This window comes from Micromonospora sp. NPDC049203 (genome assembly GCF_043197215.1).
Classification (GTDB): Bacteria; Actinomycetota; Actinomycetes; order Mycobacteriales; family Micromonosporaceae; genus Micromonospora.
This window is the reverse complement of the sequence record NZ_JBICSV010000003.1, coordinates 45,831-66,228: the sequence shown is the minus strand read 5'-3', so window position 1 is coordinate 66,228 and position 20,398 is coordinate 45,831. Positions and strand designations below refer to the sequence as shown.

Genomic DNA, 20,398 nt, shown 5'->3' with positions numbered 1-20,398 from the left:
TGACCCGTCGTGTCGGTGATCCGGTTGATCCCGCCCCCCACCTGGTACGACGGTGGGAATACACCGTCGCGAGGAGGTACCGATGACAGGTGGACGGGAGACAGTGGAGGTCGAGCCGGCGGTGTTCCGCGCCGTCTACGACTCGCCCGCGTCGCTGCCCGGGCGGCACCGGTGGACCACCCCGGAGGCGGACGTACGGCGGCTGGAGAAGCTGCTGAACATGCCGGCGCGCAGCATCGGCGCACCGCTGTGGGTCAGCGGCGACGACCCGGACTGCCCGAAGTGCGGCCGGCGGGTCACCTGGTACGACATCGTCGCGTCCGCGCTGCACGGCGTGCACGACCACACGATGATCGCGCGGGTGATCCTCGGCGACCGCAAGTACGTGAACACCGAGGTGCCGGACGCGATCCCCGGAGTCCACTGTGCCGACTGCCGCACCCCGATCACCGGGCTGCGCAGCTTCAAGTGCCACAACTGGGCGTACGCGTTCGAGGCGCTGGAAGAGGTCGTCGCCCGGATGTCCGGCCTGCCACCTCAGTCGTCGCCGCCGGCCGCCTCCTGAGCGCGCCGTTCCGGACGGCGGCCGGGCGGGGCCTGCGGCTCGGGGCCGGGGTCGGGCACCGGCGGCATCGGCCGGGTGACCGGCCCGTCGCCGGTGACCCGGAGCTGTTCGCCGTGGTGCCACAGCTCCACCGCGTCGCCCGGCCCGGCGTCCGGCAGCTCGTAGCGGGCCTCCCGCTCGGTGAGCGTGACCCGCAGCCGCTGCCCGTGCCGGCGCAGGTGGAACGCGAGCCGGCTGATCGGCCCTGGTAGCCGCGGCTCGAAGGAGAGCACGCCCCGGTCGTCGCGCAGCCCGCCGAAGCCCTGCGCCACCACCAGCCACGCGCCGGCCAGCGACGCCAGGTGCAGCCCGTCGGCGGTCTTGTCGCCGAGGTCCGCGAGGTCCTGCAACGCCGTCTCGGCGAACAGGTCGTACGCCAGGTCGAGATGCCCGACCTCGGCGGCGAGGATCGCCTGCGCGGACGCCGACAGCGACGAGTCCCGGACGGTCCGCGCCTCGTAGTAGGCGACGTTGCGCGTCTTCTCCTCGGCCGTGAACTCCCCCGGGCAGCGCAGCATGGCCAGCACCAGGTCGGCCTGCTTGACCACCTGCTTGCGGTACAGCTCCAGGTAGGGGAAGTGCAGCAGCAGCGGGTAGTCGTCCTCGCCGGTGCCGGCGAAGTCCCACTCCGGCTGCGCGGTGAAACCGGCCGACTGCTCGTGCACGCCGCGCTTGCCGTCGTACGGGACGAACATGGCGTCGGCGGCGGCCCGCCAGGCGGTCACCTCGGCGGCGTCGACACCGAGCCGCGCGGCCACCTCGGGGCAGTCCTCCGCCGTGTCGGCCGCGCCGCGCAGGTTGCGCCGGGCCATCAGGTTGGTGAAGACGTTGTCGTCGACCAGCGCGGAGTACTCGTCCGGGCCGGTGACGCCGGTCAGGTGGAACGCGCCGCCGTCGTCGAAGTGGCCGTATCCGTGCCACAGCCGGGCGGTCTCGATCAGCACCTCGGCACCGCACTCGGCGAGGAAGGCGGTGTCGCCGGTGGCCGAGACGTACCGCAGCACCGCGTCGGCGATGTCCGCGTTGACGTGCAGACCCGCGCTGCCGGCCGGCCAGTAGCCGGAGCACTCCCGGCCGCTGAGCGTCCGCCACGGGTAGGTGGCGCCGGTCAGGCGCAGCTCGGCCGCGCGCTCGCGGGCCTCCGGCAGGTGGGCGTGCCGCCAGCGCAGCGCCGAGCGGGCCAGTTCCGGCGCCAGGTACGTCAGCACCGGCAGCACGTAGCCCTCGGTGTCCCAGAGCACGTGCCCGTCGTAGCCGTTGCCGGTCAGCCCCTTGGCCGGGATGGTCCGGTCGCCGTCGGCGCGGCCGGACTGGAGCAGGTGGAACACCGAGAACCGCACCGCGAGTTGCAGCTCCGGGTCGCCGTCCAGTTCCACGTCGGCGGTGGCCCACGCCGCGTCGAGCGCGGCGCGCTGCTCGGCGAGCAGGGCGTCGAATCCGTCGTCCCGGGCCGCGCCCGCCTCCGCGACGACCAGGTCGGCCAGCTCACCGGCCGGGGTGCCGTCGACGTCGGCGCACTCGTACGCGGCGAACCGGGTGACCCGGATGCGCTCGCCGGGGCGTACCGGGCCGGTGAGCGCCAGCCGGAACCGGTCGGCGGTCAGCTCGGTGCCGGTGGCGACCTCGCCGGGCGCCTCGATCCGGTGCGCGACGGCGACGGCGACCCCCTGGCCGCTGCGCCCGGTCCGGTGCACGAGCACGCCGTCGAGACCGTCTTCGCGGCGGAGTTCGCCGGTGAGCGGATCGTGGATCACGGAGGCGGCCCGGGGGTCGTCGGCGCGTTCCGGCACCCGCTGGTTGGCGAGCAGGTCGGCGCCGGCCCGCAGCCGGACCGGCCCGTCCAGCGGCTCCGCCGTCCAGTCGAGCGCGGCGACCGGGCGGCGGGTCAGCGAGACCAGGCGGGTGCTGCGGATCCGCACGCCCCGGCCGCCCGGCGAGACCCACTCGGTCTCCCGGCGCACCACCCCGGCACGCAGGTCCAGCTCCTGGTGGTGCCGCCGGATCGTGCCGGTGCCCAGGTCCAGCGGCTCGTCGTCGACCCAGAGCCGGATCAGTGCGGCGTTCGGCGCGCTGATCACGGTGTCGCTGAGTTCCGGGAACGCGTACCCGCTCTCCGGATAGCTCAGCTCGTGCTGCTCGTGGAACCCGTTGAGGTAGCTGCCGGGCATGCCGCAGGGCTCGCCCTCGTCGAGGGTCCCGCGCCAGCCCACCCAGCCGTTCGCGAGCGCGAAGACGGACTCGGTCTCACCCAGCCGGTCCAGGTCCGCGCTCGTGCGCCGGATCCGCCAACCGTCGTCGCCGTGCGACACGTGCCCTCCCGAGTCCGAAGCCTGGACCGCCACCGAACCAGACCCGGCTGGGAGGTGGCTGGGACTCCGATACCCGTGGCGAACCCGCCCGCACCCGCGGGTGGCCGATCACACGGTGACGAGCACCATCGCGGCGGCGGTGCCGAGCACCAGGAACGGCCCGAACGGCAGGTGCCCGGACCAGCGGACCCGCCGGGCGGCGAGCAGCACCACCCCGGCCAGCCCGGCCAGGGCGAGCGCGAACACCAGCCCGGTCACCAGCGCCGGCCAGCCGTACCAGCCGAGCAGCGCGCCCGCGCCGAGCGCCAGCTTGGCGTCGCCGAGGCCGAAGCCGCGCCGCCCGAACAGCAGCGTGGTCGCGGCGAAGCCGCCGGCCAGCGCCAGACCGGCCAGGACGGCGCGTCCCCACGGGCCCGCTCCCGGACCGGTCAGCGCGGCCACCCCGAGCAGTGCCCACACGCCTGCGGCGGACGGCCAGGTGAGCCGGTCGGGCAGGCGGTGCGCCATCGCGTCCACGATCGTCATCGGCACCGCCCAGACCAGCCACCACGCCAGCGCCAGCCGCGCGGCGGGCGCACCGCCGGCGAACAGCGGCACCGCCACCGCGAACAGCAGCGCCACCTCCACCACCGCGGGCGGCGCGCCGACCCGGGCCCGGCAGCCGGGGCAGCGGGCGGCGGGCCCGAGCGCCGGCAGCGGCCGGGCCAGGCCGATCGGGGCGCCGCAGCCGTCGCACGCCGTCCGGTCCGGACACCCCTGCGGTACGGCGTAGCGCGCCACCGCCAGCCGGAGCAGGGGTACGACGGCGAGGGCGGCCGGGAGCCCGGCGTCGACCACCGATCCGGTACGCCGCACCCGCTCCGCCGTCATGCCGGCCCTCCCGTTCGATCGCCGTGCGTTCCATCACCGAGTACGCAGAGTGATTCTGGTTCATCTTGCGATGTGACGGTTGCACGCCACACGTGCACCTGACGCGACGCGCCGGAGACCGCGCCGAGCCGGGGCAGGCGCCGGGCGGATCGGCGGGACGGATCGGACGAGCGGCACCCTCCCCACCCATACCGGCGGCTCGTCACCACCGCCGCGGCGTGTACGGGCGAGCACACGCCATCCGGCTCGAAGCCCCGCCGGAGCCCACTCGTCATCGTGGTGACACACACCGACCACCACCTCCCGTCTTCACTCACCGTGTTCACGTGAATTACCTCTGTTGCATCGGCGGACGTGAGCCTATGCTCGCCCCTTGGGTACGACGCAACCCCCGATCAATTGGCGTCGTAGGCACCAGGCACCGAATCCGCAGTGATCAGTACAGGTAAATACCAGTGGTGGCGACGGGGGCCCGGAGTGACAGTTCCGGGCGCGCTTCCGCATGCCCGGAGCAGGTCGGCGTGATCGCCCCGGGCCGGCACCGAGGAGGATCGGCGTTGCGCACACGGCACTCCCGCCGATGGAAAATCTTCCTGCTCAGCCTCACGCTGACGGTCGGTTCGGCCGGCTGCGGCACCGAGCCGGAGGCGGCCACCGGGCCCCTGGCCGGCCGTGCCGCCGCCCCCGCCACCCATTCCAGCGCCGAGGAGAACGCGGCCGGAAAAGCGGCTCTGACCGCATATTCCGGCTATCTCGACGCGTCCCGGGCGGCCAGTGCGCGCAGCGATCCGTCCCATCCCGCTCTGACCCGATTTCTGGCTGACCCGCTGCTGACCCGGGTGCGAATGGCGATTCTCGACGCGAAGGAGCACGGCGCGATGCGTACCGGGAAACTGCTCTCCGACCCCGAGGTCGTCTCGGTCGACCTGGCCGCCCGCCCACCCACCGTCGAGATCCAGGACTGCCTGGACTCGAGCGGCTACCGGCTCGTCTACGCCAAGGACCGCAAGGCCGTACCGGGCACCCGCGGCGGGCGCTACCTGGCCACCGCCACGGCGGTCCGCTTCCCGGACGGCCGGTGGCTGATCAACGGCGGCAGCGCACACCAGGACCAGCCGTGTTGACCTGGGGAGGAAGGGGTGTCCCGGCCCGGCCGACCCGGGCCGGGACGTCCCGCCGGCTGCTGCTCGCCGCCGGCCTGGCCGCGTTGCTGACGCTCACCGGCGCACCCGTGCGCGCCGCCGACCCGGGCGGTTCGTGCCCGCCGGAGCAGACCGACTGCGACGTCTGGGACGACGACCCCGGCACCCCGGGCGGGCCGGGTGGCCCCGGTGGCGGCGGGGACAACGGCGGCGGGGGCGGCAACGGCGGCGGCACCGCGAAGTGCCAGTGGAACGGCCGCGCCATCCCCTGCTACAACGAGGCGCTCGGCTGGTTCAACAACGCCGACGGCTGCTACTACAAGCTCGCCGAGCCGCAGGACGAGGCGCCTCCCGGCAAGCAGTGGTACCAACTGACCTGCAACGGCGGCGACACGGGCAGCATGCGCCAGGCACTCCTGGACGCCCCGCCGCCCGGCTACGGCACGCCGCCGGACCCGGAGGAACTGGCCCGCCGCGCGCTGGCGTCGATCTCGCTGCTCCCGCCACGCGCCTCGGTCGCGCCCCGGCGCAGCCAGGGACCGGGCCTGGTCGGGCTGCCGGTCTGGATGTGGGCCAGCCCGGGTGCCTCGTACTTCGGGCCGCTGTCCGCCTCCGCCTCCGACCGGGGGCTGACCGTGGAGATCACCGCCAGGGTGGACCGGATCGTCTGGCACATGTCCGACGACATCGACGTCACCTGCCACGGGCCGGGCACGCCGTACCGGGCCGACGGGCCGAACGCCGGCTCCGCCTCACCCGACTGCGGCCTCGACCAGGGCTATCCGAAGGCGGGCACCTACCGGGTCAGCGCCACCACGTTCTGGACCGTCGAGTGGTCCGGCGGCGGGGAGAGCGGCGTGATCGCCCAGAGCCGGTCCAGCGGCGTCATCCCGGTACAGATCAACGAGCTTCAGGTGGTGACCCGATGAGTGTGGTGGCAGCCCGTAACGGATCCCCGGTGGAGGCGCCGGTCGCCCCGCCGAAGGTGGTCCGGCAACGACGCGTCCGGCCCGGCCTGCTCGGCCTGGCGGTCCTGCTGATCGCCCTCGGCGGGCTGGGCGCGGCGTTCGCCGTCACGTCGGTCCGCTCCACCGGCACGTACCTGGCCGTGGCCCGGCCGGTCGACGTGGGACGGCAACTGACCGCCGACGACCTGGTGCCGGTACGCGTCTCCGGCGGCCGCGAACTCCGGCCCGTACCCGCCGACCGGATGGACGAGGTGCTGGGACTGCGGGCGGCCGTCCGGCTCACCCCGGGCACGCTGCTCACGGCGGCGCAGCTCACCGAGGCCCCGCTGCTCGGCCCCGGTCAGCAGCAGATCGCGCTGGGGCTCAAACCCAAGCAGGTGCCGGCCCGCAAGCTGCACCCCGGCGACAAGGTCCTGCTGGTCAGCACGCCGAGCAGAAGCACCAACAGCACCGACGCCGCGCGCGGCGGCGGGACCCGGTTCGAGGGCACGGTGATCGACAGCGTCACGCCGCAGAGCGGCGACGTGGTGGTCTACCTGGCGCTGACCGTACGGGACGTGCCGGCGGTCGTGGCGCTCGCCGCCGACGACCGGATCGCGCTCGTCCTCACCGAGGCGGCCTGATGGCGATCATCGCCCTGGTCTCGGCGAAGGGCTCGCCGGGCGTCACCACGGCGGCACTCGCCGCCGCGCTGAGCTGGCACCGGCGGCTCGTGCTGGCCGAGTGCGACCCGGCGGGCGGCTCGATCCTCGCCGGTTACCTCGGCGGGGCGCTGGACGGCCCGCGCGGCATCGGCGAACTCGCCGTGGGCGAGCTGCGCGACGGCAGCCTGGAGCGCGCGTTCTGGTCCCAGCTGGTCGACCTGGACGCGCCGCGCCGCGAGCGGCTGCTGCTGCCGGGCGTGGTGGACCCGGCCCAGGCCGGCAGCGTCATCCCGCTCTGGCAGCGCTTCGCCGACTACTTCGTCGGGCTGGAACGGGGCGAACCGCCGTACGACGTGCTCGTCGACTGCGGCCGGCTGGCGGTCGGCGGTCCACCGTGGCCGCTGCTGCGGGCCGCCGCGGTGGTGCTGCTGGTCACCCGCGCGCACCTGCCCGACCTCTCCGCCACCCAGGCCACCGCCCGCGCGATCGAGCGGGACCTCACCGAGCACCGCGTACCGCCCGGCACGCTGCGGCTGCTTGTGGTCGGCGACGGGCACGGCACCAGCGAGATCAGCAAGGTGCTGCGGCTACCGGTGATCGCCCGCCTGCCGCACGACCCGCGTACCGCCGAGGTGCTCGGCCACGGCGGCACCGTACGGGCGAACCGGCCGCTGATGCGCGCGGCCGGCGCCCTTGAGGTGCCCGTCCGGGCGCTGCTGGACCGGCGGCGGGCCCGGCTCGCCTGGCCCGGGGCGACCTCACCGCGCGCGGTGACCGCGTCGAGTGCGCCGGGGGTGCCCGGTGCGGTTTGAGCCGGTCTCCCACGACCCACGCGGACAGCAGCCGGGCGTCCTCTCCACGGTCCCGCCGCTCGCCCCGCCGAACGGCCGGCACCACGTCCCCGGTCCGGCACCGGCCGCGGCGCCGGCGCCACCGCCGCGCCCCCGGGTCGACTTCGCCGTGGTCCGCGAACTGCGCCGGGAACTGAGCGAACGGCTCACCCACTGGCAGCGCGGACGCGAGTTCGACGCCGACGCCGAGGAGGTCGAGCGCGCCCGGCTGGCGGTCGCCGTGGTCTCCGCGTACGCCGACTCGGTACGCCGGTCCGGCACGCCGATGGCCGCGGACGAGGAACGGCTGCTGCTCGACCAGGTGACCGCCGAACTCGTCGGGCTGGGCCGGCTCCAGACGCTGCTCGTCGACGACAGCATCGAGGAGGTGCACATCCTCGGCTGCGACCAGGTACGCGTCACCCGGCACGGCGGCGGCGTCGACTGGGCCGAGCCGATCGCCGAGACCGACGACGAGCTGGTGGAGATCCTCCAGGCGGCGGCCCGCCGCGCGGGTGCCACCGAGCGGTCCCTGTCCACCTCGAAGCCCACGCTCGACCTGCAACTACCGGACGGCAGCCGGCTCGCCGCCGTGTTCCTGGTCAGCCACCGCCCGTACGCGGTGATCCGCAAGCACAACACGCTCGAAGTCAGCCTGGAGGACATCACGGGCGCCCGGCCGGACCTGGACGAGATGATCGATCCGCTGCTGCGCGACTTCCTCCGCGCGTCCATGCGCGCCGGGCTGAACATCATGGTCGCCGGGCTCGCCGGGGCCGGGAAGACCACGATCATCCGTGCGCTGATGGACGAGATCCCGGCCGACGAGCCGTACGTGCTGCTGGAGGAGAGCCGGGAACTGCTGCCCGCCCGGCGCGGGCACAAGCACCGGGCGGTGATGAGCTTCGAGTCCCGGGAGGGGCACGGCGAGCGCGGCGCGGACGGGCGGCCGGCGGGTGAGGTGAGCATCGCCGACCTGATCCCGGTGTCGCTGCGCATGGGCGTGCTGCGGATCATCGTCGGCGAGGTGCGGTCCCGGGAGATCGTGCCGATGCTCCAGGCGATGACCACCAGCCGCGGGTCGATGTGCACCATCCACGCGCGTACCCCCTCGGGGGTGAGCGAACGCATCATCGAGCTGGCGCTGTCGCACGGCCGGGAGATGACAGTCGACCAGGCCCGCCGCATGGCGGGCAACGCGCTCGACCTGATCGTCTACGTCACGGTCGAGGACGAGACCGCCATCGGCGGGCGTAAGTACCGGTTCGTCTCACACGTCGAGGAGGTCATCGGCGTCGGCGAGGGCAACCGGATCACCACGACGACCGTCTTCGGTCCCGGGCCGGACGGCCGCGCGGTCCCCCGCCACCTGCCCGAACGCATCCGCGACCAGCTGCTGCGCGTCGGCTACGACGCCCGCCTGCTCACCCGGTTCGTCGAGGCCGGCGTGGGCGCGTGGCGGCGGCCCCGGCACACCCGCCTCGGCGCGCGGCCGAACGGGGGCCGGGCGTGACACAGATCGAACTGATCGCCCTGGTCTCCGGTGCCGCGTGCGTGGCCGGGCTGGTGCTGACCGTGGTGGCACTGGTCGGCACCCGCCGTCCACCGGGCCCGGCACCGGGCGCCCGGCCGGGCCTGAGCCGGCTCTGGACCGGGTCCGGCGCGAGCCGCGCCGACCAGCGCCGCTACCAGTTCCTGCTCGGCGCCGCAGTGGTGGCCGGGGCGTTGGCGTTCCTGCTCACCGGGCTGCCGGTGGTCGGCCTGCTGGTGGCGCTCGCGGTGCCGGGCGTGCCGTGGCTGTTCGCCGTCGGCCGGGCCGAGCAGCGGGCCATCGCGCGGGTCGAAGCCGTAGGCGAGTGGACCCGGCGACTCAAGGACATCTCCGCCACCGGTCAGGGCCTCCAGCAGGCGATCATCGGCACCATCGCCACCGCGCCGGAGGAGATCCAGGAGGAGGTACGCACGCTCGCCGCCCGCCTCCAGGCCGGCTGGCTGGCCCGCTCCGCGCTGCTCGCCTTCGCCGACGAGATCGCCGACCCGGTCGCCGACCAGGTGGTGGCCGCGCTGATCCTGCACCTCACCGATCGGGGGGAGCGCCTCGGCGACGTGCTCGGGTCGATCGCCACCGCCGCCTCGGCCGAGGTGACGACCCGGCGCGAGGTCGAGGCGAAGCGCACCCAGCCCCGGTTCGCGGTCCGCTTCCTCACCGGCATGACGCTGGCGACGCTCGCGTACGGGCTGGTGAACAGCGACTACATCCGTCCCTACGGCACGGTGACCGGCCAGCTCGTGATGGCGGTCCTCGGTGCCGCGTTCGTCGGCCTGCTGGTCTGGGTGCGCTCGATGAGCCAGCCGCCCCGGCCGGCGCGCTTCCTGCCGGCGCCCGACCTGGAGGAGGCGATCGCGTGAGCGCACTCAACTGGCAGATGGCCGTCGCGGTGGTCGGCGGGTGTGCGATCGGGCTCGGGCTGTTCCTGGTGGTACGCGAGGCGCTGCCCGCCACTCCGGCGCTCGGCCCGGCGCTGCGCCGGCTGCACCAGCCGCCCGGCCAGGCCCCGGCCGCCGGTGCCGGGCCGGACTGGCTCGGCGGGTTCGCCCGCTGGCTGCGCCCGCCGCACCGGCAACTGGCCCTGCTCGACCGCACCCCCGAGCAGTACGCGCTGTCCGTCCTGCTCTCCGCGCTCGTCGGATTCGCCACCCCGGCGGTCGCCTCGGCAGTGCTCTTCGTCGGCGGGGTGGCGCTGCCGATGGCCGTACCGGTGCTGGCCAGCCTGGGCCTGGCGCTCGTGGCCGCCCTGCTCGCGCACCGCTCGGTGCTGGTCAAGGCGGACGCCGCCCGGGACGAGTTCCGGCAGGCGGTCTGCACCTACCTCGACCTGGTGGCGTTGCAGCTCTCCGCCGCGCACGGCCCGGTGCAGTCGCTGGAGCGCGCGGCGGCGGTCTGCGACGGCTGGGTCTTCGACCGGATCCGGGAGGCGCTGCGGCTCGCCCAGCTCCAGATGCACTCGCCGTGGGACGAGTTGCAGGAGCTGGCCGAGCGGATCGGCATCCCGGAGCTGGGCGACGTGGGCGCCATCATGCGCTCCTCCGGCAGCGAGGGCGCCCAGGTGCACGAGACGTTGCGGTCCCGTGCCGACTCGCTGCGCGACCAGATCCGCACCGACAACCTGGCCCGCGCCGAGGGGGTGACCAGCAAGTTGGACATCCCCGGCTCGCTGCTGGTGTTCGTCCTGCTCGGCTTCGCCATCTATCCGTTCCTCGCCCGTCTGTGAACCCCATCCCGCGAAGGAGACGACCATGTACCTCTTGACCTACCTGTATGTGGCAACCCGAAGCCGCCTCGCCGAGCTGCGACGGGACGGCGAGCGGGGCGACAGCCCGGTGCCGACCGCCGTCATCATCTTCGGCCTGGTCGCGGTCGCCATGGCGGTCACCGCTGTCGCCCTGGCCAAGGCCAACGACTGGATGGACGCCATCCCGGACCACGTCGAGCCGGGCGCGGAGTGATGCCCCGCCCCGCCCGTACGGTCCGGAGCCGGCCGGCGTCCGCCGGCCGGCCCCCCGGCCCGCCCGGTCCGGGGCGGATCGCCGCTGCCCTGCGTACCCGCCTGGCCGAGGGCGAGCGGGGTGCCAACCCGGTCGAACTGGCGGTGGTGATGCCGGTGATCCTGGTGCTGCTGTTCGGCTCGATCCAGGTCGCGGTCTGGTTCGTCGCCCGGTCCACAGCGCTCAACGCAGCCCAGACCGGGGTGAACGCCCAGCGCACCATCGACGCCGGGCCGGACGCCGGCCGGGAACGGGCGACCAGCTTCCTGAAACGCTCCGGGGACTGGCTCGTCGGCTGGGAGAAGACCGGACCGACCTGCGAGGAGACCGAGACCGCTGTCACCTGCACGGTGCGGGGGCGGTCCCTGTCCGTCGTCCCGGGCGTCTCGTTCGAGGTCACGCAGACCGCGCGCGGCCCGGCCGAACGGTGGACCACCGGATGAGCGCCGGGCGGCGACGCGAGCGCGGTTCCGTCTCGATCGAGGTGGCGGTGCTCGCCCCCGCCTTCATCGGGCTGATGGTGCTGGCCGGAGTGGCCGGGCGCACCGCCGTCGCGGACGAGGCGGTCGAGTCGGCCGCCCACGACGCCGCCCGGGCCGCCTCGCTCGCCCGCAACGCCGACGACGGTGAGGAGGCCGCCGAGGTGGCGGCCCGGGACCAACTCGGCTGGGCCGCGCTCAACTGCGCCGGTCCGCCGCAACTGGAGCTGGCCGGCTCGGTGGCCGGCAAGACGACGAGCTTCGCCGCCGCGTACGAGAGCGCCGCCGGCGTGCCGGCGACAGTGACGGTCACGGTGACCTGCACCGTCTCCTTCGACGACCTGAGCGCCCCCGGCCTGCCCGGTGTGCCCGGCGGCAAGACCGTCTCGGCGAGCTTCACCTCGCCGCTGGACACGTACCGGAGTCGCGGATGACCGGGCGGCACGGCGCGGAGAGCGGCCGGGTGAGCCTGTTCCTGGCCGTGGCGATGACGGGTGTGCTCGCCGTCATCAGCCTCGCCTACGACGGCGCCGGGCAGCTACGCGCCCTGCAACGCGCGGACAACCTGGCCGCCGAGGCGGCCCGCAGCGGCGGCCAGATGATCGACCGGGCCCGCGCCATCGAGGGTGGCCCGAAACGGATCGACCAGGTCGCCGCCCGCGCGGCCGTGGCCGACTACCTCGACGCCGCGGGCGGCGTCCACGACCACGAGGTCGACTTTCCCGTGGTCGGCGCCGAGACCCAGATCCAGGTCCACGTGCGGATCGTCTACCGCCGGGATCTGCTCGGCCTGTTCGGCGCGTCGAAGACCGCCACCGTCACCGGTGAGGCCACCGCCCGGGCGCTCACCGGACCACCGTAGGAAGGAAGGCCGCCATGGGTGCACTCCGACGCTCCCCCGTCCGCCGCGCCGGCCAGGTCCTCACCGGGCTCGGCGCCCTCGTCGTGCTCGTCGGTGTGCTGGCCGGGGGCCCGATCGCGTTGCTGGCGTTCGCCGGCAACCCGCTGCCGGACCATCTGCCCACGCTGACCGAGATCGGTACGGCGTTGACCAGCCGCGACGATGGTCAGCTGTTCCTGCGGGCGCTTGCGGTGGTGGGCTGGTTCGGCTGGGCGACGTTCGCGTTCTCCGTGCTGGTGGAACTGTGTGCGGCGGTGGTACACCGACCGGCGCCGAAGCTCCCGGGCATGGGTCGCCAGCAGAAGGCGGCCGCCGCGCTCGTGGGTTCGGTCGCGTTGATCCTGGCCGCGAGCCCGGCCGCGGCGAGTGCCGCCGCGCTCACCGCCCCGGCGGTCGTCGCCCCGGCCGTCGCCGCTTCCGCAGTCACCTCGCCGGCCGTCGCAGCGCCAGGTGCCGCAGGACCAGCCCCGGCCGCGTCGAAGGCCGGGGATCCGGCCGTGTACCGGGTGGCGAAGGGCGACTACCTGGGCGAGGTGGCGGATCGCTATCTGGACGACTTCGACCGCTACCGGGAACTGGCCCGGCTGAACCGGCTCACCGACCCGGACCGGATCCGCCCGGGTCAGCTCATCACGTTGCCGGAGGACGCGACGGACTCGGGTGCCCGGCGGCACGCCGCCGGACGGATCGTGGTCACCAAACCGGCCGAGACGGCGCCGGCGAAGCCGGGTGGGGGCGGCGCCTCGTCGACCACTCCGAAGGCGAAGCCCAAGCCCACGCCGCGGGACGCGACGCCCACCGTGGAGGCACCCGTGGGTCAGCCGCCGGCCATGTCGGCGGGAGCGTCCCGGGCCACGGCCGAGGAGGGCATCAACCGGCCGCTCGCCATCTCCGCGGTGCTGGCCGTGGCGAGCATCGTGGGCGCGCAGATAGGCGCGCTGCTCGGGCTGCGCAAGCGGCCGGCGCCCGCCCGCGCGCTGTCGAGCGGGCGGCACCGGCGGGGTTGACTCAGGGCAGCCGGGCCTCGACCTGGCCGGACACCACGCGCGTGGGCAGCACGACCTGGTCGTTGGCGGCCGGGCCGTGCACCACCTCGCCGCCGTCGAGCCGGAACGCGCTGCCGTGCCAGGGGCAGACCACGCAGGGGTGGCCGTCGATCTGCTCCACCTTGCCCTCGCCGAGCGGGCCGCTCTGGTGCGGGCAGCGCTCCAGCATCACGGTGACGTCGTCGCCGTCCCGGTAGAGGAGCACCGAGACGTCGTCGATCTTCTTGGTCACCAGCTCGTGCCGGGGCAGGCTACCCAGGTCGCCGACCCGGTGCCAGCCATCGCTGATCAGGTGCAGCTCGGAGACGCTCTGGCTGGCCTGGGCGCCCTGCTTGTACGCGAGATGCCCGCCCAGGTACGCCCCGCCGCTCGCGGCGGACAGCCCCAGATAGGACAGCGCCCGGCCGAGGCCGTGCCGCCCGTTGAGCCGGGCCGCCAGCGAGCCGGCGAACAACGCCAGGCCGACCGTGTTGGCGGCGGCGTGCACCAGCCCGACCCGACGCTGGTCGCGGGAGAGCGTGGCCCAGTCGTTGAGCCCGGCGAGCGCGGCGGGCACGGCGCTGACCGTACCGAGACCCACCAGCGCGGTGGCGGCCCGGCGCTGGCCGGGCAGCAGGTCCACCACGGCGGCGGAGATCCAGGCGCCGACCGGCACCTGCACCATCGCGGGGTGCAGCGGATGGCCGAGCCACACGCCGTGCAGCGCGTCGCGTACGCGCTGGGAACGCAGCGTGCCCTGGACGGCGCGCTGCAACCGGTCGCCCACCCGGTCGAGACCGGTGGCCTGTTCGATCTTCGTCAGTAGTTCGCGCACCCGTTCCGACTTCCCGGCAGGAGAGCCCCCAAACCGGACGCCCGGGAATTCCCTCGCAGGTGCGTCGCGGGCATGCTGAGCCCATGGGGGTACGCGTCGAGCACGCCGGTGCCGTGACCACTGTGATCCTGGACCGGCCCGGGGCACGTAACGCCGTGGACGGGCCCACCGCCCGGGCGCTCGCCGACGCGTTCCGCGCGTTCGACGCCGACCCGGACGCGGCGGTCGCCGTGCTCTGGGGCGCGGGCGGCACGTTCTGCTCCGGCGCCGACCTCAAGGCCGTCGGCACGCCACGCGGCAACCGCGTCGAGCCCGACGGCGACGGGCCCATGGGCCCCACCCGGATGCGGCTGTCCAAGCCGGTGATCGCCGCGATCTCCGGGTACGCGGTCGCCGGCGGGCTGGAGCTGGCCCTCTGGTGTGATCTGCGGGTCGCCGAGTCGGATGCCACGCTGGGTGTGTTCTGCCGCCGGTGGGGCGTACCGCTGATCGACGGCGGGACGGCCCGGCTGCCCCGGCTGATCGGCGAGAGCCGCGCGATGGACCTGATCCTCACCGGCCGCCCGGTGGGCGCCGACGAGGCGTACGCGATGGGTCTGGTCAACCGGCTGGTCGCGCCGGGTGAGGCCCGCGCGGCGGCCGAGGAGCTGGCCGCCGGGATCGCCCGGTCTCCGCAGACGTGCCTGCGCAGCGACCGGGCCGCGGTGCTCGACGGCGCGGGGCTGCCGGAGCCGGAGGCGATGGCGGCCGAGCTGGCCTACGGCATGGAGTCGCTGGCGGCGGACGGGGTACGCGGCGCCGGCCGGTTCGCCGCCGGGGCCGGCCGGCACGGTGCGCCGGCCGGCTGAGGCGTCACTTCAGCGCGCGCAACGCGTCCTCGATGGCGCGGTGGAACGTCGGGTACGCGTAGATCATGTGCCGGAGCTGGCTGATCGGCACCGCCGCGTGCACCGCCACGACGAGCGCGGAGAGCACCTCACCGCCGGCTGGCCCGGCCGAGGTGGCACCGACGAGGACGCCCTGGTCGGCGTCGGCGATCAGCTTGATGAACCCGGCGTTGCCGGTCTTGTGGATCCAGCCGCGGGCCGACGAGGTGAGGTCGGCGTATCCGACCTGGACGTTGACGCCGCGCTCGCGGGCCTGCTGCTCGGTGAGGCCTACCGCGCCGACCTCGGGGTCGGTGAACGTGACCCGGGGCAGCGCCCGGTAGTCGGCGACCGGGACGCTGCCGGGCGCGGCGGTCGAGCCGCCCGCGCTCATCGCGCCGCCGACCGCGCTGACCACCCCGGCCGCGCCGCCGACGACACTCGCGGTGCCGCTGGCGTCCGGGCCGCCCCTGGTACGCCGCATGTGGTCGAGTACGTCGGCCACCACGATGCCGGCCTGGTACATGGCGATGTGGGTGAACGCGCCCTCGCCGGTGAGGTCGCCGACCGCCCAGATCCCGCCGGTGACGTGCATCCGGTCGTTCACCGGCAGGTAGCGCTGCCCGGCGTCCACCCCGACCGTGTCCAGGCCCAGCTCCTCCAGGTGTGCCCTGCGGCCGGTCACCACGAGCAGCTTCTCGCCGGTGAACTCGGCGCCGTCGGCGTACACGGTGAACGCGCCGCCGTCGCGGCCGACCCGGCCGGCCCTGACCCCGGTGTGGATCTCCACCCCGTCGGCGCGCAGCGCGTCGGCGGCGAGCGCGGACGCCTCCGGCTCCTCGACTGCGAGCACCCGGTCGGCCGCCTCGATGACCGTCACCCGGACGCCGAACCGGGCGAAGACCTGCGCGAGTTCCAGCCCGATCGCGCCGCCGCCGAGCACCAGCAGCGACGCGGGCAGCTCCTCGACCTCGATGGCCTGGTGATTCGTCCAGTACGGCGTGTCGGCCAGCCCGTCGATCGGCGGGACCGACGGCCGGGTGCCGGTGCCGAGGACCACCCCGTAGCGCGCCTCGAAGACCTGGTCGCCGACGCGTACCCGGTTCGGGCCGTCGAGCCGCCCGCTGCCCCTGACGAACCGGCCGCCCTTGCCCGTGAACCGGTCCACCGCAGCCTTGTCGTCCCAGGTGTCGGTGGCCTCGGCCCGGATCCGCTTCGCCACCGGCGCCCAGTCGGGCCGCACCTGGGCGGACCCGGCCAGCTCGTTCACCCGGTGCGCCTCGGCCAGCGCGTTCGCCGCGCGGATCATCATCTTGCTCGGCACGCACCCCCAGTAGGGGCACTCGCCGCCGACCAGGTCCCGTTCGATGCCGACCACTGTGAGGCCGGCCTCGGCGAGCTTCCCGGCCACCTCCTCGCCGCCGACGCCGAGCCCGACAACGACCACATCCACCAGCTCCGGCTCCGCCATTCCGCAAGCATTCCGTACGTTCGGGACACCGGCCACCGCACCGGGCCCGAATTCCCGCGCCGCTGACGAGGGCGACCGCCTACCGTGGCCGCATGCACGCGCGCTTCGCCCCGGTCCGGGACTGCTTCCACGACCTGTTCGCCACCGGCCGGGAGACCGGCGCGTCGCTGGCGGTGTGGCACGACGGCGTACCGGTGATCGACCTGGTGGGCGGCACGTCGGCGGAGGTCCCGCCCGGCGCGGTCGTCCCGGTGGCGGGGGCGGACCGCGCGTGGCGGCCGGACACACTGGTCGACGTCTACTCGACCGGCAAGCCGGTGGTGGCGCTCTGCCTGCTGCTGCTCGTCGACCGGGGCCGGGTCGACCTGGACGCGCCGGTGTCCGCGTACTGGCCGGGATTCCGCGCCCCGGCCACGGTGCGGCAGGTGCTCGCCCACACGGCCGGGCTGCCCGCCTTCCCGGTGCCCCGGCCCGCCGAAGCGATCGCCGACTGGGACCTGCTCTGCGCCGACCTGGCGACGGCCGAGCCGGAGTGGACGCCGGGCACCGTCGCGGCCGAGCACGCCTGGACGTACGGGCACCTGGTGGGCGAGCTGGTCCGCCGGGTGGACGGGCGCTCGGTGGGCCGGTTCCTGGCCGAGGAGATCGCCGGCCCGTGGCGCCTGGACCTGGCGTTCGGCCTGGGTGCCGCCGACCGCCGCCGGTGCGCCGACCTGTCGTACGGCGATCCGGCCTGGCCGGACCGGGCGGGCGGCGAGCCGGGCTCGCTGTGGGCGCGTGCGCTGGACAATCCGCCGGGCGGGCGCGACGTGGCGATGGTGAACAGCGACCTGTGGCGGGCCGCCGAGATCCCGGCGGTGAACCTGCACGCCACCGCCGCCGGGCTCGCCCGGCTGTACGCGGGCCTGCTCGCCGGCGGCACCCTGGACGGGGTATGCCTGTTCAGCCCGGAACTGGTCGCGGAGGCGACGCGGGTGCAGTACTCCGGCCCGGACCTGCTGCTGGAGCGGCCGGTGAACTGGACGCTCGGCATGCAGTGGGAGCCGGACGGCAGTTGGGGCATGGGCGGAATCGGCGGCAGCAGCGCCTGGGCCGACCCCGGGCGGGGCTACACCTTCGCGTACGCGACAGCGCGGCTCGCCGACCACGACCGGGTGGAGGAGCTGACCGAGGTGCTGCACTCCTGCCTCTGACCGACCGTCACGTTCGGTAATATCGGAGCTTCGTCACACAGCGCATTCGGCTGGCCGGGCGGCCCTGCGGTCCCTTTTCCGACTTTGCTCTGCAGCCATCGACGCAGCACCGCCCTGAGCAGGGATTTCCTCGCAGGTCCGAAAACCGCGCGGGGCAGAGGTGATCACGCTCCGCGACCGCTGCGGATATGGCTGCAGAGCAAAGGGGATCGGAGGTGGAAGGTTTCGGCAGGGCACGCATCACTGGCAGTCACCGAGGAAGCCGAGCCCCGACGCGCCGCGCAGCCGCGCCACCACCCGGCCTTGCAGCAGCGCTCGTGCCGTTGTCGCAGCAGGCCGACGGCCCTGCCGGCACGGAGGTCCGCGCCAGCGGCGTTCGTATCGTGCGCGGGCGACGACCTTGGCGGCGCTTTCCGTCCGCGCGAGCCAGCGGGCGGCTTCAGCGGAGCCAGACCGGGTCGGCGCCGGGCACCTCCAGCGGCGGCGGGTAGTCGAGCGTGCGGCGGGTCTCGTCGGGCAGCCGCCACGGCTGGTGCACCGCCTTGCCCGCCACCGGCTCCAGCTCGGGCACCCAGCGTCGCACGTACGCGCCGTCGGGGTCGTAGCGCTCGGCCTGCCGTACCGGGTTGAAGCCGCGGTACGGCCGGGTGTCGTTGCCGGTGCCGGCCACCCACTGCCAGTTGCCCGAGTTGTTGACCCGGTCGCCGTCGAGCAGCCGGCGGAAGAAGACCTCCAGGCCGGGCCGCCAGTCCAGCCCGAGGTGCTTGGTCAGGTAGCCGGCGGTGATCAGCCGGGCCCGGTTGTGCATCCAGCCCTCGGCGCGCAGCTGGCGCATGCCGGCGTCCACGATCGGCATGCCGGTCCGCCCCTCGACCCAGGCGTCGAACGCGTGCGCGTCGTCGCGCCAGTCCTCCCGCGCGCCGCGCCGGTAGGCGACCGTGGACAGGTCGGGGAAACCGGCCACCACCTGGTGGTAGAAGTCGCGCCAGCAGAGCTGCCTGACGAACGGCCCGTCCCGGTCGCCGGCCCGGTTCGCCACGGCCAGTGGCGAGACGCAGCCGAAGCGCAGGTACGGGCTGAGCCGCGAGGTCTCGTCGCCGGCCATGTCGTCGTGGATGTCGTCGTACCGATCGAGGGTGGGCAGCCAGGCGGTGAGCCGGCGCCGGGCGACGGCCTCGCCGCCGACGGCGGCATCCGGGCTGTCGCCCTTCGGTGGGTCCGGCAACCGGCCGGGGTCGAGGCCGTCGGGCAGCCGGACCCGCTTCGGCGCGGCCAGTTCGTCCCGCAGGCGCACGCCCTGCCAGGCCCGGAAGTAGGGGCTGAAGACGCGGTAGTGGTCGCCGCCGCCGGGGCGCAGCGCGCCCGGCTCGACGATGGTCAGGCCGGGGAACAGGCGCAGGAACATCCGGTGCCGCTCGCACTCGGCGCGCAGGCGGCGTTCCCGACGGTGGGCGTAGCGGCTCACGTCGGCGGAGAGCCCGACGCCCTCGGCGCCCACCTTCCGGGCCAGCCTCACCGTCTCGGCCACCGGGTCGCCGCGCCTGATCACCAGGTCGCCACCGCGCCTGCGCAGCGCCTCGCGCAGGTCGGCCAGGCTCTGGTGCAGGAACCGGGTGCGGTTCGGCGAGAGCTTCCGCAGCGCCGGGTCGAGCACGTAGAGCGGCACCACCCGGTCGAACGCGGAGCAGGCGGCGGCGAGCGCCGGGTGGTCGTGCACCCGCAGGTCACGGGTGAACAGCACGACGGCCGTGCGGCCGGTCATCCGGCCAGGGCCGGTTCCAGTGCCGGGCCGGGCACCCGCACCGGCGTGCCGGACGGGGTGAGCAGCGCCCGCGCGGCCACCGCCATCCGCCGCCGCTGCGGCACCAGGGCCCGGCGGACGAAGACGTCGTAGTCCTGCGCGGCCACCTCGTCGAGGATGCCGCCGTAGAGCGCGTACGCGGTGCGCATGCACGCCTGCGAGGCGGGGTGGAGCAGCGGGATGCCCGGCGCGGCGGCGACGTAGTGGGCCTGGGCGCGGGTCACCTCGTACTCGATCAGCTCGCGGATACGTGGCGTGGTGCGGCCGGCGGCCTTTGCCGCGAGCAGGTCGTCACGGGTGACGTCGAACTTGGCCAGGTCCTCGTCGGGCAGGTAGGTCCGGCCCCGGTCGAGGTCCTCGGCGACGTCCCGGATGAAGTTGGTGAGTTGGAACGCGAAGCCGAGCTGACGGGCGGGCTCGCGGGCGGCGGCCGGGTCGGAGCTGCCCAGGATCGGCAGCATCATGGTGCCGATGACGGCGGCCGAACCCTCCATGTAGTCGAGCAGGTCGTCGTAGGTCGGGTACGACATGACCGTCAGGTCCATCGCCATGCTGCGCAGGAACGACGCGAAGTCGTCGCGGTCGAGGTCGAACACGGCGATGGTGTGCAGCACCGCGGGAAGCAACGGGTCGTCGACCGACGCACCGCGCAGCCCGGCCACGAATCGATCCGACCACTCGCGCAGCCGGGCGGCGCGCTCGGCCGGCGGCAGGTCCTCGGTGCGGTCGACGATCTCGTCCGCGTAGCGGGTGAAGCCGTACAGGGCGTGCACATGCCGCCGTTTCCAGGCGGGAAGCAGCCGGGTGGCGAGATAGTAGGTACGGCCGTGACGGCGGTGCAGCTCGCGGCAACGGTCATAGGCAGCGGTCAGATCCGTGTCCATCGGCCCTCCTCAGTTTCGACGCAGCAATCG

General features: G+C 74.5%; 21 protein-coding genes. 15 read left to right on the top strand and 6 right to left on the bottom strand.

Annotation, left to right across the window (positions count from 1 at the left end; translation table 11 throughout):
- Positions 1–82 precede the first annotated feature (82 nt).
- Complete coding sequence (locus ACGFIA_RS09245; protein WP_357385030.1) at positions 83–565, top strand: hypothetical protein; 483 nt, start codon at positions 83–85, stop codon at positions 563–565.
- Here the strand turns inward: ACGFIA_RS09245 and ACGFIA_RS09240 are convergent.
- Both ACGFIA_RS09240 and ACGFIA_RS09235 read right to left on the bottom strand, forming a co-directional pair.
- Positions 538–2,913 (bottom strand): glycoside hydrolase family 65 protein, encoded by a 2,376-nt coding sequence (locus ACGFIA_RS09240; RefSeq protein WP_393259384.1) that lies wholly within the window; start codon positions 2,911–2,913, stop codon positions 538–540. The two genes, ACGFIA_RS09245 and ACGFIA_RS09240, sit on opposite strands and share 28 nt — an antisense overlap.
- A 108-nt stretch (positions 2,914–3,021) precedes the next feature.
- Positions 3,022–3,783 carry a prepilin peptidase gene (locus tag ACGFIA_RS09235; RefSeq protein WP_393259382.1) on the bottom strand — a complete coding sequence of 254 codons (762 nt, stop codon included), beginning with the start codon at positions 3,781–3,783 and terminating at the stop codon, positions 3,022–3,024.
- Between the two features lie 557 nt (positions 3,784–4,340).
- Between ACGFIA_RS09235 and ACGFIA_RS09230 the strand changes: the two genes are divergently transcribed.
- The 12 genes from ACGFIA_RS09230 to ACGFIA_RS09175 are packed head-to-tail and all read left to right on the top strand — an operon-like array spanning position 4,341 to position 13,300.
- Positions 4,341–4,907, top strand: coding sequence for a hypothetical protein (locus ACGFIA_RS09230; RefSeq protein ID WP_393259380.1), 567 nt, complete (start codon positions 4,341–4,343; stop codon positions 4,905–4,907).
- Positions 4,901–5,854 (top strand): hypothetical protein, encoded by a 954-nt coding sequence (locus ACGFIA_RS09225; RefSeq protein WP_393259378.1) that lies wholly within the window; start codon positions 4,901–4,903, stop codon positions 5,852–5,854. The genes ACGFIA_RS09230 and ACGFIA_RS09225 overlap by 7 nt, the downstream gene beginning before the upstream one ends.
- Positions 5,851–6,516 carry an SAF domain-containing protein gene (locus ACGFIA_RS09220; protein WP_357385038.1) on the top strand — a complete coding sequence of 222 codons (666 nt, stop codon included), beginning with the start codon at positions 5,851–5,853 and terminating at the stop codon, positions 6,514–6,516. The genes ACGFIA_RS09225 and ACGFIA_RS09220 overlap by 4 nt, the downstream gene beginning before the upstream one ends.
- Positions 6,516–7,349 (top strand): ParA family protein, encoded by an 834-nt coding sequence (locus ACGFIA_RS09215; RefSeq protein ID WP_357385040.1) that lies wholly within the window; start codon positions 6,516–6,518, stop codon positions 7,347–7,349. Before ACGFIA_RS09220 ends, ACGFIA_RS09215 begins: the two co-directional genes overlap by 1 nt.
- Positions 7,339–8,880: a CpaF/VirB11 family protein gene (locus tag ACGFIA_RS09210; RefSeq protein WP_357478076.1), complete on the top strand. Its 1,542-nt coding sequence runs from the start codon at positions 7,339–7,341 to the stop codon at positions 8,878–8,880. The genes ACGFIA_RS09215 and ACGFIA_RS09210 overlap by 11 nt, the downstream gene beginning before the upstream one ends.
- A complete protein-coding gene (locus ACGFIA_RS09205) occupies positions 8,823–9,776 on the top strand; it encodes a type II secretion system F family protein (protein ID WP_393259375.1) in 954 nt (317 codons plus the stop codon). Before ACGFIA_RS09210 ends, ACGFIA_RS09205 begins: the two co-directional genes overlap by 58 nt.
- Before the next feature lie 17 nt (positions 9,777–9,793).
- On the top strand, positions 9,794–10,639 hold the full coding sequence (locus ACGFIA_RS09200; protein WP_357385314.1) for a type II secretion system F family protein: 846 nt from the start codon (positions 9,794–9,796) through the stop codon (positions 10,637–10,639).
- 25 nt (positions 10,640–10,664) lie between these two features.
- On the top strand, positions 10,665–10,874 hold the full coding sequence (locus tag ACGFIA_RS09195) for a hypothetical protein (RefSeq protein WP_357385046.1): 210 nt from the start codon (positions 10,665–10,667) through the stop codon (positions 10,872–10,874).
- Positions 10,874–11,356 (top strand): TadE/TadG family type IV pilus assembly protein, encoded by a 483-nt coding sequence (locus tag ACGFIA_RS09190; protein ID WP_357385048.1) that lies wholly within the window; start codon positions 10,874–10,876, stop codon positions 11,354–11,356. The genes ACGFIA_RS09195 and ACGFIA_RS09190 overlap by 1 nt, the downstream gene beginning before the upstream one ends.
- Positions 11,353–11,826, top strand: coding sequence for a TadE/TadG family type IV pilus assembly protein (locus tag ACGFIA_RS09185; RefSeq protein WP_357385051.1), 474 nt, complete (start codon positions 11,353–11,355; stop codon positions 11,824–11,826). Before ACGFIA_RS09190 ends, ACGFIA_RS09185 begins: the two co-directional genes overlap by 4 nt.
- A complete protein-coding gene (locus tag ACGFIA_RS09180; protein WP_357385053.1) occupies positions 11,823–12,254 on the top strand; it encodes a hypothetical protein in 432 nt (143 codons plus the stop codon). Before ACGFIA_RS09185 ends, ACGFIA_RS09180 begins: the two co-directional genes overlap by 4 nt.
- A gap of 14 nt (positions 12,255–12,268) precedes the next feature.
- Positions 12,269–13,300 (top strand): LysM peptidoglycan-binding domain-containing protein, encoded by a 1,032-nt coding sequence (locus ACGFIA_RS09175; protein WP_357385055.1) that lies wholly within the window; start codon positions 12,269–12,271, stop codon positions 13,298–13,300.
- Between the two features lies 1 nt (position 13,301).
- On the opposite strand, the gene ACGFIA_RS09170 is transcribed toward ACGFIA_RS09175, so the two are convergent.
- Positions 13,302–14,153 carry a Rieske 2Fe-2S domain-containing protein gene (locus tag ACGFIA_RS09170; protein WP_357385057.1) on the bottom strand — a complete coding sequence of 284 codons (852 nt, stop codon included), beginning with the start codon at positions 14,151–14,153 and terminating at the stop codon, positions 13,302–13,304.
- A gap of 83 nt (positions 14,154–14,236) precedes the next feature.
- Here ACGFIA_RS09170 and ACGFIA_RS09165 point away from each other — a divergent pair, with 83 nt between their 5' ends.
- Positions 14,237–15,001, top strand: a complete 765-nt coding sequence (locus ACGFIA_RS09165) for a crotonase/enoyl-CoA hydratase family protein (RefSeq protein WP_393259372.1) — start codon at positions 14,237–14,239, stop codon at positions 14,999–15,001.
- Positions 15,002–15,005: 4 nt separating this feature from the next.
- Here the strand turns inward: ACGFIA_RS09165 and ACGFIA_RS09160 are convergent, their stop codons facing one another.
- Entirely contained in the window at positions 15,006–16,490 is a 1,485-nt protein-coding gene (locus ACGFIA_RS09160) for a dihydrolipoyl dehydrogenase family protein (RefSeq protein ID WP_393259371.1), read from the bottom strand.
- A gap of 92 nt (positions 16,491–16,582) precedes the next feature.
- On the opposite strand from ACGFIA_RS09160, the gene ACGFIA_RS09155 reads away from it, so the two are divergent.
- Complete coding sequence (locus ACGFIA_RS09155; protein WP_357385063.1) at positions 16,583–17,683, top strand: serine hydrolase domain-containing protein; 1,101 nt, start codon at positions 16,583–16,585, stop codon at positions 17,681–17,683.
- Between the two features lie 439 nt (positions 17,684–18,122).
- Here ACGFIA_RS09155 and ACGFIA_RS09150 read toward each other — a convergent pair whose 3' ends face one another.
- Together ACGFIA_RS09150 and ACGFIA_RS09145 are read right to left on the bottom strand one after the other, a co-directional pair.
- Positions 18,123–19,445, bottom strand: coding sequence for a deoxyribodipyrimidine photo-lyase (locus ACGFIA_RS09150; protein ID WP_357385065.1), 1,323 nt, complete (start codon positions 19,443–19,445; stop codon positions 18,123–18,125).
- Complete coding sequence (locus tag ACGFIA_RS09145) at positions 19,442–20,368, bottom strand: phytoene/squalene synthase family protein (protein ID WP_357468379.1); 927 nt, start codon at positions 20,366–20,368, stop codon at positions 19,442–19,444. Before ACGFIA_RS09145 ends, ACGFIA_RS09150 begins: the two co-directional genes overlap by 4 nt.
- Between the last annotated feature and the right edge of the window lie 30 nt (positions 20,369–20,398).

Bases quoted from the DNA above. Each gene is read 5' to 3' on its own strand.
- ACGFIA_RS09215 (WP_357385040.1), top strand. From the start codon at position 6,516: ATGGCGATCATCGCCCTGGTCTCGGCGAAGGGCTCGCCGGGCGTCACC.
- ACGFIA_RS09195 (WP_357385046.1), top strand. From the start codon at position 10,665: ATGTACCTCTTGACCTACCTGTATGTGGCAACCCGAAGCCGCCTCGCC.
- ACGFIA_RS09185 (WP_357385051.1), top strand. From the start codon at position 11,353: ATGAGCGCCGGGCGGCGACGCGAGCGCGGTTCCGTCTCGATCGAGGTG.
- ACGFIA_RS09180 (WP_357385053.1), top strand. From the start codon at position 11,823: ATGACCGGGCGGCACGGCGCGGAGAGCGGCCGGGTGAGCCTGTTCCTG.
- ACGFIA_RS09165 (WP_393259372.1), top strand. From the start codon at position 14,237: ATGGGGGTACGCGTCGAGCACGCCGGTGCCGTGACCACTGTGATCCTG.
- ACGFIA_RS09190 (WP_357385048.1), top strand. From the start codon at position 10,874: ATGCCCCGCCCCGCCCGTACGGTCCGGAGCCGGCCGGCGTCCGCCGGC.
- ACGFIA_RS09155 (WP_357385063.1), top strand. From the start codon at position 16,583: ATGCACGCGCGCTTCGCCCCGGTCCGGGACTGCTTCCACGACCTGTTC.
- ACGFIA_RS09150 (WP_357385065.1), bottom strand. From the start codon at position 19,445: ATGACCGGCCGCACGGCCGTCGTGCTGTTCACCCGTGACCTGCGGGTG.
- ACGFIA_RS09160 (WP_393259371.1), bottom strand. From the start codon at position 16,490: ATGGCGGAGCCGGAGCTGGTGGATGTGGTCGTTGTCGGGCTCGGCGTC.
- ACGFIA_RS09235 (WP_393259382.1), bottom strand. From the start codon at position 3,783: ATGACGGCGGAGCGGGTGCGGCGTACCGGATCGGTGGTCGACGCCGGG.
- ACGFIA_RS09145 (WP_357468379.1), bottom strand. From the start codon at position 20,368: ATGGACACGGATCTGACCGCTGCCTATGACCGTTGCCGCGAGCTGCAC.
- ACGFIA_RS09200 (WP_357385314.1), top strand. From the start codon at position 9,794: ATGGCCGTCGCGGTGGTCGGCGGGTGTGCGATCGGGCTCGGGCTGTTC.
- ACGFIA_RS09245 (WP_357385030.1), top strand. From the start codon at position 83: ATGACAGGTGGACGGGAGACAGTGGAGGTCGAGCCGGCGGTGTTCCGC.
- ACGFIA_RS09175 (WP_357385055.1), top strand. From the start codon at position 12,269: ATGGGTGCACTCCGACGCTCCCCCGTCCGCCGCGCCGGCCAGGTCCTC.
- ACGFIA_RS09220 (WP_357385038.1), top strand. From the start codon at position 5,851: ATGAGTGTGGTGGCAGCCCGTAACGGATCCCCGGTGGAGGCGCCGGTC.